Origin of the sequence: Enterococcus sp. DIV0970a, assembly GCF_051711265.1 — a bacterium.
Taxonomy (GTDB): domain Bacteria; phylum Bacillota; class Bacilli; order Lactobacillales; family Enterococcaceae; genus Enterococcus_D; species Enterococcus_D casseliflavus.
The window spans coordinates 1,720,444-1,733,313 of record NZ_JBIOMF010000001.1 but is presented as its reverse complement, the minus strand read 5'-3'; the positions used below and the strand labels follow the sequence as shown (position 1 = coordinate 1,733,313).

Genomic DNA, 12,870 nt, shown 5'->3' with positions numbered 1-12,870 from the left:
TTGTTGTTAGGACAGTCTCCGTTGTTGGTCACCTTAGAAGAACTTTTCTTTGTAGGCATTCAAAGCATTGTTATTAGTTTGATAGGGCTTGTCAGCGGTTTGTGGCTTAGTCAAAAAGCACTGCAGGATTTTTTCCATTTCTTTCATCTTCCCGCAGGCTTTACTTTTGAATTTCCCTTCAAAGGTCTATTAATCACGCAACTTGGTGTGCTCTTGCTGCTTTTTTTGTTACGATTCCGCGGTACAAAGAGGACGGTTGAAGAGATTCTTGTTAACCGATGCCCGAATGGGTGAAGGAATAGGCTGCCTTTATTTCCCTCTTTCAAAATGCGAACATATGTTTTATAATAGGTGAAACAAGACAAAGGTCGTGAAATTGTGAAGACATCCTTAACTTTAGAAATGGAAGAGGCACTTTATTATTATTGTCGTGAAAACAGTGATATTGTGGTAGAAGAGGTCGTCATGCCAGACGATCACGGCATCGTGGATACCTTAAGTTGTCGCTTGACGGCAGAAAACACCTTTGAATGGCGTTGCTACGAACTCAAAGTCAGTTTGGCAGATTTTCGCTCAAAAGCAAAACTATCTTTTATTGGGAATTATAATTATTTTGTCTTACCCAAGGCATTATATGAGAAAGTTAAAGATCAGATTGGGTCAACGATTGGTGTTTTGGTCTATCATGCGTTTCTTGAAAAAGAAACGGGCAGCAAAGGGTATTTCAGTGTCGAAAAGAAGCCCCAAAGGCAAGAGCTGCAGGTTCCAGAAAATGCCTTATTGTTTCGGTTGATTTTGGCACAAGCGCGAGAAGTCGGCAAAGCAAAACAGACTTCTCGAGGATTGCGGGTATTTTCAACAGAACGTTTGTACCAAGAACTGAAGAAACGTCAGCCTGAGTATGACTTGTTCGGTGGTGGAGTCAATTACTATGATCGATTTATTGAAGATACTCAGCTGCAAGCGATTGAAGCCTTGAAAGAAGAATTGGCCGCTACGAGATCAGCCTATGAAGCGCTGGAAAAACGTTTTTTATCAGGCGAGTAAGAAGGAGAGAAGAAGATGTACTTCCCGTATATTCGTGGAAAACAATTTGATTTATTGGCGTTGAAAGCACTGTTGGAACAAGATTGTTTGTCAGACGCGATCCAGCCGATCATTGAACCAGTCAAGCAATCAAAAACGTTTTGGACGACCATTGACCTGTTTCAAAGGAAGCAGCATCCTTTTTATCTGGTTCGCAATCCACAGGCAGGGGCTTTTCTGACGGCAGAGGGGTTAGCAGAGTTGCAAAATGTTACTGCCCCTAAAGCAATGATCGTAGATCGCCCCATTGAGACAGTGGAAGAAAAGCCTGATCTTTGGATCATTCATCAAGCGGACCAAGCACTCGCTAGTGATTGGCGGGAAAATACGCTGCCGGTACTGGTAAGCAAAGAGTTTCGTTTGTTAAATAAAATCAACGGCCCGAAACTACTGATGGAAGATCCGTTTACCCGTTTACCTAAAAATAGTTTTTATACAGAATGTCCAGACGAAGGGTTTTCAAAAACCCATCATCTTTATCATAAATTGGGCTATGCGGGATTTAGTGATTTTTCTGTCGATAGCAAAATTTATTATGAGCACAGTTATCCCTCAAAACGGTTGGTTTTGCATTGGATCTATCCGACAGCAGAGCAAGACTTGCGAATCGTTCACTTATTTTCTGAGGAAGAATTACCAAGTCAGAAAGAAAAGTTTTTCGAAGTCATGGAAGCTTTGTTACAGCATGAGGAAGAGTATCCTACGCAAACAGCTGGGCTGCAGCTATTAGTTGCTGCCTATCAGCAAAGGTCGTTCCCAGGTATGGGCGTTATTCGGAAAGCTGCCGTTATGAATCACTTGGAACTCGTCAGTCGTCTTATTTAGTCGCTATACGCATACGATTGTAGGCTCTAACAAAATACTGCCATTTATTGTACAAAACACCTTGATTGCACCCATTTTTTTCAGGATAGTGATAGAATCAGGGAAAAGGAGTTGGCGCTCGTGGGAACAAAAGATAGAGAATATTATCGAAATGAAGGAAAAGAATTTGAAAAAAATAAGAAAAACCTGCTTATTCGACGTTTAAATCAACTAATCGTTGTCTTGGTCATTTTGATCATTGTCTTTTCGGCGATCCTGTATTACATAGTTTGAAACTTTTGTTGCCGTCATTGCTTTATTGGCAGCAATAAAACGAAAATTGTACTTAGATGACTGTGAACCCTTGGTTAGGACTCGCCATGGGAATCTGATCCGATTAGGTGAAAACTGAACGCAACTTCATTTTTCTTGTTTATCGTTGCTGGTTTGCCTGTGATCAAGATTCCCATTAGGCTATTAGTTAGCACAAATTTGCTGGGTTAAGTACGAATCATTACTGATAAGATCGTGAACAACGATTACTTGACTGATTCATTGAGTTTGGCCAGCATCTGCAAACCAAAGCTTGAATTCAAAGAATCAAGGATCAACAAAATCAAATACAGATAAAGGTACAGATATAATTTGCCAGTTGATTTTCTTATCAGTTGTAGAACAAACAAAATCTAAAACTATCGCTCAAATGACCATTTTTTTGGATTATGCTGCCAATTAGGTGAATTTGAAGAAAATAATCCTAAATAAGAGGGAGGAGAGCCGTAAAATTATCCGCTAAATACAGTGTTCGAAAAATTTTATATTTTAGTTTACATAATATATATTATACAAAGTTGTATTCGAAAAAGAGTTCGTGATATTTTAGACAGTTCAAGTCAATTTTGCATCATTTTACCTCCCTCCGAATGACTTTTATCAGGAAATTGTCACTAATTCATCTAAAATTCAACTAAAGCTAAGAATTTCTTATTTTACAAGTTTCTTCAGATTCTTTTTTATGATTTACTGATCAACAGATTGTTAACGGTCTTGTAGCAAGTTATATACGGATTCGTCTTTTTTATCTCAGCAAATACAGATTCAAACTATCAGCCTTGATTCACGAACCAATCGGTTTGATTGTATGCTATAATCATTTTGAAAATCTTTGAGCTTTTACCTAGAACTTTATTCATATAGCCAATCCGTTTCAAAATTCTGACACAAGTAGTTAGACGTTGCAAATGCCAACAAATATCTACTACATGATTCTATAAAAAAGAACCCTAAAATCATGTAGATAACTTAGGGTATTTCGTTATTTAATATAATTGTAATGTTCATAGGTCGCCATAAACGTCCATATTTTGCTAAAAAAGTCTGAATAAAGCGCCGTTGATCATTCCTTGGAATACTAGAACCATGGCAAGTAAAATCAAACCAGCAGCTATCCACAAGCTTATTTTTCCTTTTCGTCGACTGCTGAACGGGTTTTGCTTCAAGTTGCCACTCGTCAGGATGAAATACATAATCATGCTGAATGATATGAGCAAAATAATTTCTATCCCTATACCTTACCATAATCGCTGATTGTTTATTATTGTCATTTTATCACCTCAACTCATTTTACCATTAATGAGTTGCAGACTACTGATTTGCCTGGTTTGCAGCTTGTTTTTTTCCATTTGTGTAATTAACACCCGATAAAAGTAATTCCATCCGTATAAGCTGACAATTTTAAAAGGAGAATAATAATGAAAAAGAAGAAGCAATTAAAGCTAGTCTTTTTACCAAAAATCTGGGCGTCACTCCTCTACTTGCTTTTCGTGTTCACAGCCCTCTTCCTCTACTTATCAAAGTACTTGGACATTTCTTTCTTTACTTCGATGTATCCTGACTTTTATCTTCATATCTCCAATTTTTCGATTAGTTTGATTATTGGCTTACTGGGGTACTTTTGGCTTCTCGTAGGTGCGCCATTTAAAGCCGTCACTCTATTGACCCTGTCCTTACTCATTGCCAATCTATTGAGCGAGACTGTCTTTGGCTTCATGAACACCCCTGATCGAATCGATTTACTTTTTGGGATTGCAGGAACGCTCGTCGCATATTTTACTTTGGCAATGATCAAAAGACACGGTTTAGTCAAGAATCAATCGGTTTGATTTCAACAGTCGTGACTTCTCCTTATATGATCCTTTTGCTACTTAGGTCCAACCCATTTTTTGGGAAAAGAAACATCTTGCTGCAGTGATTTAGCCGAAAAAAGCACTCAATAAAGGGAGTGCTTTTTTCGTTTCCATTGGCGATACTTTCGTATGGCTAGTCACTTGGTAGCCAATACAATGGACTTAGCTGTAGATTTTCCCAATACGGGTTGTGAAACCCTATCAAATAGTGCATAGCTAAATACCCAAAAATCATAAAGCCAAATGACAAAGTCACGATCCGTCCCCACCGTGGTATTTCTTTGATAAATAGACCTAGCATACCTATCAATAAGGGGAACGAATAATTAAACAGTAAATCACTTCTAATATTTTGGTTCCGAGGATCCTTCATTATTTTGTCATTTAAGCCCCAACTTATGCCGCCGATCACAAACATAAGCGCCAGAATAGTCAATCGTTTGCGATCAAAAAGCCACTGTTCTTTATCTTTCCTACTTGCAAAGTAGATCGTAAGCAGGACCATGATTAATCCAGACATACTATTCTCCTTTTTCGCCAGCTATTTTCTAAAACGTTCATGATTCCTTCAGGATAAATTATAACATATATAGTATAAAAAAACGATGCCCGCCACTATCTCCTTGTTTGATGCACTTTTTAGATGTTTCATAGAAGAATCAGAAATTTAAAAATCTGTTCGCTTTACAAAAGAGAACGTATGTTTGTATTATATAGATAAGAGGTGATTGCTATGGGTATGCTACAACCATATGAAGATCGGAAAAAGCTAAAGTGGCAAGGATTCTTTTTATCTGAGCATACAACTGAAATTGAAGAAGAGCCGACACGCACGTTTGATTGTCCGCCTAAGCCGTCACTCACAACGGAAGAAATCAATCAATGTTTATTCGAAGCAATGAAAAAGAACGTAACTGTGGCGATCCAACGAGAAGAAGTCAATGAAGAAGGCGGCTATCCCCCAGATATTGTCGGAAAAATCAGCGGATACGACCCATTGGGCATTTATTTGACGGGAGAAACCACAGAAAAAATCCATTATGATGAGATTCGTCATGTTGCTTTTTATGAAGAGAAAAAATGGTTTGATCTCAACGAATGATCCGCTTTTTACTACTTACTAAAGGAGGAATACCTGATGCAAACACAAAAAGGCGCTGTCTCAAAAATAAGGATCGTCTCCTTTGCCCCCTCCCCTTTGGTCCGCTTTACACTAGGCACCACCAACTGTTTGATTGCGAAGCACAGTTTGAATTTTTTAGGGGATGTTGATGAGGGCATGTTTCTAACTGTGGGTGGCTATTGGAATAAGCGCCACCAATTCGTGGTGCAAAAGTATACGGTGTACGGCAAAACAAAAATCATGTTGGATATCGATGCCTATCGACAAAAAACAGTAAAGGCGGGTTCACTATGAGAGCAAGAGACCTCTTGACAGCACTGACAACGTCGTCGAGTGCTGCAGATTACCAAGGAATTTATTTAACTTACAAAGAAAACCTGATTCCTTTTACGACGATCGCACAAGATAGTCATAACCAATTGATTTTATTTTTCGAACCCAAAAAGCCTGCTCTGACTCTGAAAGAATTATATACACAGCTAATGCTGCATAAGAATTTGGACTTGCTCTATTGGGATGGCGAGTCACGACAAAAGGTATTGGGGTTTCGTGAACAAGAAGAAAAAATCATCCTTTAGTCCCCTCGCCTATTTTGGCACACAACAAACGTTGAAAATCTCGGCAAAAAGAAAAAAATGAAGTATACTTTGTGTAAAGACTAAAGGAGTTTATCATGAAAAATCAAAAGATTACCCAAATGAGTTTTGCGAAAGTCTATCCTCTGTATATTGCCAAAGTAGAACGGAAAAATCGGACAAAAGAAGAAGTAGATCAGATTATTACCTGGCTGACTGGGTATGACCAAGAAACACTCCAACAGATGGCTGATGATATTTCTTTTGAACGCTTTTTTAAGCAAGCCCCTCAGCTCAATCCTGCACGAAAACAGATTACTGGTGTGATTTGCGGGATTCGGGTAGAAGAGATCGAAGAGCCAATAGTTCAAGAAATTCGTTACCTAGATAAACTGATCGATGAATTGGCGAAAGGAAAAGCCATGACGAAAATTCTGCGCTCTGCTGAATGAGGCGTTTTTTTCGAGTTGCTATTTAAGAATCAACGCTTTATACTAGAAATACCTTGGCAGGGGCAAATCATTGCTCAAAACACAGTGGGACAACACCCCACTGTGTTTTTTTATCCTGCTTTTCTTGACGACAGCTTGTAACCAGGCAGGCGATCTTAGTTTAGTTCAACCACTTAGCATGTAGTGCCCTTTGAAATTGGCCGCCTTTTCATGAAAACACAAGAACATTGGCTGCGGCTCTCCTCTTCTTTACTCAACAAGGCGCTCTTGACACGTACAAAAAAGCACTCCTCTTATAGAAAGGAGTGCTAACTATTATTTTTTCATTTCTTTGATCTGTTCTTTTCGTTTCAAATACGCCAGCTCTTTTTCCATTTTGCGATAGCGAGCGAAGGCTACTTCTGAAAGCTCACCGGCAGCAATAGCTGCTTTTACCGCACATTTCGGTTCTGTTTCATGCTGACAGTCTCTGAAGAAACAACCTTCAGCATATTGACTGATCGCTTCAAAGGATTGCTCGATCGAAGCTGACCGAACGGTACTGATGCCAACTTCCCGCATGCCAGGAGTATCGATGATCATTGCGCCAGAGGGCAGTGTGAACAACTGGCGACTCGTCGTCGTGTGTCGTCCTCGACTATCCTCTCGTATGTCATTGGTTTTTTGAACGGCTTGCTCCATGAGCTGATTTAATAAGCTGGACTTCCCAACGCCTGACGAACCGATAAATGCACTGATTTTTCCGTCTGAAAAGTAGGCTTCTGTCAGCAATTCGTTCGGTTCATAAATAGAAGTAGCGAATGCTTTCACACCAAAAGCATCGTTTAATGCTTGCAACAGCTCTGCTTTTTCATCAGCTGTGACTTGATCGGCTTTGGTCAAGAGAATCACTGGGTTAGCGCCACTGTCCCAAGCGATCGTGACAAAGCGCTCTAACCGAGCGAAATTAAACTCTTCATTGGCACTAGTAGCAATAAAAACCATGTCGATGTTCGCAGCGATCCCTTGTTCATCCGTCCGATTTCCGGCTACTTTTCGTTGTAAAAAACTCTTTCGTCGGAGCAAAGCATCAATCAAGAAATGATCTTGATCATACACCTGCCCTTGGACAAAATCGCCAACAATAGGATAATCCTTTGGCGCTCGTGCCTGTTGACGAAATTTTCCTGAAACGGTTGCTAAACATTCTTCTCCTGTAGTCAGGCGGACTTTTGCGATATCCTTAGCCTGAAAGACCACGATTCCTTGTTTTTCCATGATTTCCCTCCAGTTAATTAGGAGGCCGCACTTAAAAAGAGAAACCTCCGAGTTGATGTTGCTTCATTTGATTTGTCATAGGACATTTCCCCTTTCTATGTTGTGCTCATCATGTGATGTCGCTTTATTATACCACTGGAACGGACAGTATGCTAAAGCAAATGACCCAAAAGAACATTTACTGAAACGAAGTAGATAAACAAGCCAGCAATATCTTTGATCGAGGTGATGATCGGTGCCGAACCGGCTGCTTGGTCGATGTTTAGTTTAATAAGTACAAACGGGACTAAAAAGCCAAGTGCTGCCGCTAAGGTCATAGCAAAAACTAATGAAATCCCAACAGCGACCCCTAACATTGGGATCCCTTGCCAAAGTGAAGCAGCGGTTCCAGAGATGATCCCGACGATCAAGCCTAGACTCAAACCGATCCAAACTTCTTTAAAGAAATGTCTGGTGAAGGTTGAAAGATCAATATGCCCTAACGACATCCCCCGAACAAATACAGTAGAGGATTGTGTACCAACGTTTCCACCCATATCCATGATCAAAGGAATAAAAATCGCAACGGCTGCCACCGACTCTATCGTTTGTTCAAATTCATCAATGACGACCCCAGCTAAAAGTCCAGCCACTAAAGTGATCACTAAGAATGGCAAGCGGACTTTCCAGATTTGCCACAGGCTGCCATTGATCAAAACATTACTACGGTCTGCTTCGTTGGAGGCGACATCGACCAAACCAGCGGCATTAAACATGTCTTCCGTTGTTTCCAACTCGATGACATCGATCGCGTCATCGACGGTAATGATCCCAACGATTCTTGATTCCTTGTCTACGACTGGCAGCGCAATGATATCTAGTTCATTTAGCAAACGGGCTGCTTCTTCTTGGTCGGTGTCAGTGGTCACATAAATAACTTTTTGGGACATGATCTCACTGATGCGTTGATCCCCTTGTGCTATTAAGAGATCTTTCAGCGACAAAACACCTTCTAACGTTTTCGTTTGATCAGTAACATAAAGCGTATAGATCGTTTCTTTTTCTTTGGCTTGCATTCGCACTTTTTCCAATGCTTGATTGACTGTCATATCTTTTTTCAATGTAATGAATTCCGGTGTCATCAAGCGGCCCGCAGTTTCGGCTTCATACCCTAGTAAGAGGTTTGTTGCAGCTCGTTCATCAGGCGCCAACGATTGTAAAAGTTTTTGTGTTACGGTCGCTGGCAACTCATCTAAAAGCCGTACACGAACATCTGGCGCCATCTCATTCACAAATTCGGTTGCTCGTTCATCGGTGAAAGAGCGTAATAAGTGTTGTTGGGTAGCTGGTGTCAAATCTTCAAACAGGATAAGGGCTTTGTCTTTCGGTAACAGTCGGAAAACGATCACTTTTTCATCCGCGGATAAGTTGCTGAATAATTGTAATAGCGGCAGCTCTTCCATTCCTGATACGAGTTCTTTTAACTTTTCAGAGTCTTTCTTATTTAAATAATGTAAGATGGTTTCTTGCTGGTTCATGGGATACACTCCTTCTCCTATAATTTTGGTCAAAGAAAGAAAGGCAATCGTTCAGAAAATTGTCCAGTTTTCTTTCGTTTGAACGTTGTCTGCTAGACAGCTGAAAGTTTGTTCCGCAGCTGGAGATGACTGTTATTAAAACAAGCATCAAAGGGATAGAGCAGCAACTTTATTCATTATATCACATAGTTTTTTTAAATTATGAAAAATATCACTCGCAGACGAAAAATTCTTTTAAAGGACGTCGCTTGTAAAGAAAATTGACTGAAGTTTGTCAAGAACAAAAGGCAAAAGAAGCTAGCAGACGCTGTAAAACATCCCCCGCAAATGGTATGATAAACTAGTTGTGATTTTTTTACTCACCGTTTATTCTAAACCTATATCAATGAAAAGAGAGGCAATAAAGAGATGGCAAAGAAAAAAACATTGATTGGATCGGTCACTGCGCTTCTCGCACTCGCAGCAGTTGGCTTTGGTTTCCTACAAAACAATGACCTATTTCCAAAGCAGGAAACGCAACAATCAGAGGTAAGCACCCCTTCTGCTAAAGATATTCGCGCAGACGAATTGGCACAGCTAACCTACCAAGGCACCCAAACAATTGAAGTCAATCAAAACATCCCTGAGTTTTCAGAAGACGACCTTTCACTTGAAAATGGTGCCTGGGAAGCATACGGCGACCTTGACCACCTCAATCGAGCGACTTCGGCTGAAGCAATGTTGAATCAATCCTTAATGCCTACGGAAAAACGTGGCGATATCTCCAGCGTGAAACCGACAGGCTGGCGTAATAAACAGCTCCCCAATGGGAAATATTTATATAATCGGACGCATTTGATTGGGTTTGCTTTAGCTGGCGAAAATGCAAACTGGAAGAATTTGATCACGGGAACTAGTCAATTGAACAATCCAGAGATGTTGCGCTTAGAAATGGATATCAACTACTATCTCAAGCAAGACAAAAACCATTATGTTCGATATTCTGTCACTCCAATCTATCGTGATGACGAGCTGGTTGCCCGTGGGGTACAGATGCAAGCCCAATCTATTGGCGACGATACGATCCAATTCAACTATTATATCTTCAACATCCAAGATGGTGTCACGATCAACTATGCGGATGGCAGCAGCGAGATTTCAAACGAAGATATGACGCAACAGGAGAATGCTACAAGTAGTGAGAACAACACGACAACAGCCACTTCTCAAAACAGTGAAACAGAGGAGAAACAGAAAGAATATGTCGATCAACAAGGAAATGGTTTGATCAAAGGATCAAGAAGCGGCATCTATCATTTGCCAGGATCTAAATACTATGATGATACGACGAATCCGAAAGAATGGTTCAAAACGATCGCTGAAGCGGAAGCTGCTGACTACCGTGCACCAAAATAAAAAAGCCTAGAGGCTTTTTTATTTTGGTGTTAAGCTATTCTTCATTGCCATGCGTTTGTTTTTCGTCTGCTAAAAGTGCTTGTCGCAACGCTTTGACATAGGCCTTCCCTTCGTCTGTAAAACGAACCGAACGTGACTTAAAGCGATAAGCTCGGTAAATTAGGCCTCTTTTTTCGAGACGCAGCAAATGACGATAAACCAAAGAGGTCGTTTTTATTTCTTCATTGGCACAGATTTCTCGTATGGTAGGTGCGCAACCTTGAGCTTGCATATATTCATCAATGAAAAGTAAGATTCGATATTTTCTAGGCATAAGTCCTCCTTTCCGCAAAACAGTCTTCACTGCTGCAAATTCGTAAAAACCGATAAACTGCTACCTGGTCTGCTTTTTGTCCGATCAATACACTGAAAATCTATTGATCTGTCTCTTTTCCCCTTCTTCCAACGAGTAAAAGTTCTTTTTATACGCTGAAATTTTCTCCTTAACGAGAAAAGCATCGGCTAGCAGCGCTCTTTGGTATTGATTTTATTAAATTTAGCAGCAAAAAATAGCAATTTTCAAAATTATTTTCCTTTTTATTGACATAAAAATAAATAGAGCTATTATTTTTTCTTAGAATTTGTTATTCTAAATTTAAGTAAAGGAGGATTTTATGTTAGGGATCGGTTTATTTTTTGTAGGAATTACTTTGATAATCAATGGCTGGGGCAGCTTACTTCACATTGACTACCGCTCACTTGCTTTGATCAATCTTTTTACAGGTACGTTATCTTTTATTATCAATCTAATCTATATGCTTCAAGGCGCTTATTAAGAAGCAGGCACTGGCTTTCTCTTTGCCTTCACGTATTTGTTGGTAGGGATCATTTACCTTTTTGATTTAGATCTACGTATTTATGGGATTTTCGCACTATTCGTAGCCATCAATACCTTACCTTTTGCTTGGGTCTCTTGGCAATGGGAGCAAGATCCCCTCTTTGCATTGATTTGGTTAACATGGGGAGCGTTATGGTTTTGCGGCTTTTTGGATACGATCGTGAAGGTAAACTTTGGTCGTAAGATTCATTATTTTGCGATCGCTTGTGGTATCTTCACTACGTGGGTCCCAGGCTTGCTGATGCTAGTAGATCTCTATTAAAAAAGAGTGATTATCTCAATGATAATCGCTCTTTTTTTAAAAGAAAAATTTAGAAAAATTGTTTTTTTTCTAAAAAGTGTTCAATCTCCTGCATCGCTTTCTGAGGACCATTTGCCGGGAAATCCTTCTTTAACTGATAGGCTTGTTGGCAAATCTTCGGAGCACCAACCTCAGTCAGGGCAGCTTCCAGCTTTTTCTCAGTTAAGGGTTTTGTCAGTGCGATTGCATTGCCATACGCCACGCAGTACTGAATATTGCAGCATTGCTCATAGTGCATCCCAATTCCGATAAACGGCTTCCCAGATGCACAAGCTGTTTGAACAGTCCCTTCCCCACCATGGATAAAAGAAAAATCGATATGCTCATGCAATAAATGACTTGGTAGATATTCGGTCAAGAACAGATTCTCTGAGTCGTTGTGTTTCCCCTTGAGTAGATGTGTAACCGGAGCAATGATCGCTAGTTCCGAACGGTTTCGCAAGAAAGTTAAGATTTTTCGCACCATGCGCGGATTCCCCGAACTGCCCATCGCAAAATAAACGATTCGTTTTCTTTCCCGCCGCTTTTGTTGAATAAAAGTCAACACTTCGTCTGGTAAAGAAGACCCGAGCTTCGCAAAAATCGGCCCAACGATTTGATAATTTTCTGGCAGCTGCTCTTTCGTTAAAAATAAATCAGGAGTGGTGATGAGATTTAAATCAGCGTCCATCATTCGTAAGCTCGTTTCAGGCATAAAAAGTTTTTCTGTTTGAGCAGCGTGTTTGAATGCTCGGGGCATCCAGCGGGATTTTACCAATTGTTTTCTTATCCAATACCAAAGTGGTTTCCTTAGCGGTCCGAAGAAACGCAAACTAGAAGGGATAAATGCGCTATCTGATCGAAAAAAGGGATCGCTCATCGCATAGGGTTTTACGAAGACTAAGGGAATCTGTTTGCTGCGAGCAGATAGAAAGATCGTGACATTCGATCCAGTTACAATGACCTGATGAGCAAGTTTATCGATCAGCTTTTGTTCGCTCAGAATACGCGCGGCAACCATCTCTTTGGTGAAGGGATTTTTGATTGAGCGTAGTTGATCTAATTTTATGATCTGTTCCTCTTGTTTTTCTGTCAGAGTCGGCGTCAGCAAATGGTACGTAAAGCCACTTTCAGTGATAAGTGAAGCAAAGGTTTTTGAAAAACCAAAGAACTCGCAGTGGTGATTTCCTTGCATTTGTTTAGCGACTTCGATCATCCTTGTCGTTTCAGCCAAGTTGAATACCGCAGGCGCAAAAAGAATCGTTGGCATGAAATCCTCCTTATGTATCGAGTCCATCCACTCGTTTCTTTCAAGTAT

The 12,870-nt window shown here is 40.3% G+C and carries 14 protein-coding genes and 1 pseudogene; 10 read left to right on the top strand and 5 right to left on the bottom strand.

Annotation, left to right across the window (positions count from 1 at the left end):
* The first annotated feature begins 21 nt into the window (after nt 1-21).
* From IGK14_RS08325 to IGK14_RS08310, 4 genes are all read left to right on the top strand, one after another.
* The gene (locus IGK14_RS08325) at nt 22-294 is read left to right on the top strand and encodes a hypothetical protein (protein WP_225000843.1); all 273 of its coding nucleotides are present in this window, start codon (nt 22-24) and stop codon (nt 292-294) included.
* 84 nt (nt 295-378) lie between these two features.
* Nucleotides 379-1,047 (top strand): hypothetical protein, encoded by a 669-nt coding sequence (locus IGK14_RS08320; protein ID WP_231435171.1) that lies wholly within the window; start codon nt 379-381, stop codon nt 1,045-1,047.
* A 15-nt stretch (nt 1,048-1,062) separates the two neighbouring features.
* Nucleotides 1,063-1,911, top strand: coding sequence for a sce7725 family protein (locus tag IGK14_RS08315; protein WP_142973007.1), 849 nt, complete (start codon nt 1,063-1,065; stop codon nt 1,909-1,911).
* Nucleotides 1,912-3,641: 1,730 nt separating this feature from the next.
* Nucleotides 3,642-4,052, top strand: a complete 411-nt coding sequence (locus IGK14_RS08310) for a hypothetical protein (protein ID WP_010748346.1) — start codon at nt 3,642-3,644, stop codon at nt 4,050-4,052.
* A gap of 157 nt (nt 4,053-4,209) precedes the next feature.
* Here IGK14_RS08310 and IGK14_RS08305 read toward each other — a convergent pair whose 3' ends face one another.
* Entirely contained in the window at nt 4,210-4,596 is a 387-nt protein-coding gene (locus IGK14_RS08305; protein WP_438712018.1) for a hypothetical protein, read from the bottom strand.
* Nucleotides 4,597-4,809: 213 nt separating this feature from the next.
* On the opposite strand from IGK14_RS08305, the gene IGK14_RS08300 reads away from it, so the two are divergent.
* The 4 genes from IGK14_RS08300 (at nt 4,810) to IGK14_RS08285 (ending at nt 6,226) form a co-directional block, all read left to right on the top strand.
* Nucleotides 4,810-5,178, top strand: a complete 369-nt coding sequence (locus tag IGK14_RS08300) for a hypothetical protein (RefSeq protein ID WP_010748344.1) — start codon at nt 4,810-4,812, stop codon at nt 5,176-5,178.
* Between the two features lie 36 nt (nt 5,179-5,214).
* Nucleotides 5,215-5,493 carry a hypothetical protein gene (locus IGK14_RS08295; protein WP_010748343.1) on the top strand — a complete coding sequence of 93 codons (279 nt, stop codon included), beginning with the start codon at nt 5,215-5,217 and terminating at the stop codon, nt 5,491-5,493.
* The gene (locus tag IGK14_RS08290) at nt 5,490-5,777 is read left to right on the top strand and encodes a hypothetical protein (protein WP_005226077.1); all 288 of its coding nucleotides are present in this window, start codon (nt 5,490-5,492) and stop codon (nt 5,775-5,777) included. Before IGK14_RS08295 ends, IGK14_RS08290 begins: the two co-directional genes overlap by 4 nt.
* Before the next feature lie 95 nt (nt 5,778-5,872).
* Nucleotides 5,873-6,226, top strand: coding sequence for a DUF2200 domain-containing protein (locus IGK14_RS08285; RefSeq protein ID WP_010748342.1), 354 nt, complete (start codon nt 5,873-5,875; stop codon nt 6,224-6,226).
* Nucleotides 6,227-6,541: 315 nt separating this feature from the next.
* Here IGK14_RS08285 and rsgA read toward each other — a convergent pair whose 3' ends face one another.
* A complete protein-coding gene (rsgA, locus tag IGK14_RS08280; protein WP_438712015.1) occupies nt 6,542-7,483 on the bottom strand; it encodes a ribosome small subunit-dependent GTPase A in 942 nt (313 codons plus the stop codon).
* 152 nt (nt 7,484-7,635) lie between these two features.
* The gene (gene mgtE, locus IGK14_RS08275) at nt 7,636-9,000 is read right to left on the bottom strand and encodes a magnesium transporter (RefSeq protein WP_438712013.1); all 1,365 of its coding nucleotides are present in this window, start codon (nt 8,998-9,000) and stop codon (nt 7,636-7,638) included.
* Between the two features lie 408 nt (nt 9,001-9,408).
* Between mgtE and IGK14_RS08270 the strand changes: the two genes are divergently transcribed.
* Complete coding sequence (locus IGK14_RS08270; RefSeq protein WP_010748339.1) at nt 9,409-10,395, top strand: DNA/RNA non-specific endonuclease; 987 nt, start codon at nt 9,409-9,411, stop codon at nt 10,393-10,395.
* 34 nt (nt 10,396-10,429) lie between these two features.
* On the opposite strand, the gene IGK14_RS08265 is transcribed toward IGK14_RS08270, so the two are convergent.
* A complete protein-coding gene (locus IGK14_RS08265; protein ID WP_010748338.1) occupies nt 10,430-10,708 on the bottom strand; it encodes a LexA family protein in 279 nt (92 codons plus the stop codon).
* Between the two features lie 340 nt (nt 10,709-11,048).
* On the opposite strand from IGK14_RS08265, the pseudogene IGK14_RS08260 reads away from it, so the two are divergent.
* Nucleotides 11,049-11,534, top strand: a pseudogene (locus IGK14_RS08260) (AmiS/UreI family transporter).
* Nucleotides 11,535-11,583: 49 nt separating this feature from the next.
* Here IGK14_RS08260 and IGK14_RS08255 read toward each other — a convergent pair.
* Nucleotides 11,584-12,822: a glycosyltransferase gene (locus IGK14_RS08255; protein ID WP_010748337.1), complete on the bottom strand. Its 1,239-nt coding sequence runs from the start codon at nt 12,820-12,822 to the stop codon at nt 11,584-11,586.
* Between the last annotated feature and the right edge of the window lie 48 nt (nt 12,823-12,870).

Coding starts and splice junctions, on each gene's coding strand:
- IGK14_RS08265 (WP_010748338.1), bottom strand. CDS start 10,708: ATGCCTAGAAAATATCGAATCTTACTTTTCATTGATGAATATATGCAA.
- IGK14_RS08315 (WP_142973007.1), top strand. CDS start 1,063: ATGTACTTCCCGTATATTCGTGGAAAACAATTTGATTTATTGGCGTTG.
- mgtE (WP_438712013.1), bottom strand. CDS start 9,000: ATGAACCAGCAAGAAACCATCTTACATTATTTAAATAAGAAAGACTCT.
- rsgA (WP_438712015.1), bottom strand. CDS start 7,483: ATGGAAAAACAAGGAATCGTGGTCTTTCAGGCTAAGGATATCGCAAAA.
- IGK14_RS08270 (WP_010748339.1), top strand. CDS start 9,409: ATGGCAAAGAAAAAAACATTGATTGGATCGGTCACTGCGCTTCTCGCA.
- IGK14_RS08295 (WP_010748343.1), top strand. CDS start 5,215: ATGCAAACACAAAAAGGCGCTGTCTCAAAAATAAGGATCGTCTCCTTT.
- IGK14_RS08290 (WP_005226077.1), top strand. CDS start 5,490: ATGAGAGCAAGAGACCTCTTGACAGCACTGACAACGTCGTCGAGTGCT.
- IGK14_RS08255 (WP_010748337.1), bottom strand. CDS start 12,822: ATGCCAACGATTCTTTTTGCGCCTGCGGTATTCAACTTGGCTGAAACG.
- IGK14_RS08285 (WP_010748342.1), top strand. CDS start 5,873: ATGAAAAATCAAAAGATTACCCAAATGAGTTTTGCGAAAGTCTATCCT.
- IGK14_RS08305 (WP_438712018.1), bottom strand. CDS start 4,596: ATGTCTGGATTAATCATGGTCCTGCTTACGATCTACTTTGCAAGTAGG.
- IGK14_RS08300 (WP_010748344.1), top strand. CDS start 4,810: ATGGGTATGCTACAACCATATGAAGATCGGAAAAAGCTAAAGTGGCAA.
- IGK14_RS08310 (WP_010748346.1), top strand. CDS start 3,642: ATGAAAAAGAAGAAGCAATTAAAGCTAGTCTTTTTACCAAAAATCTGG.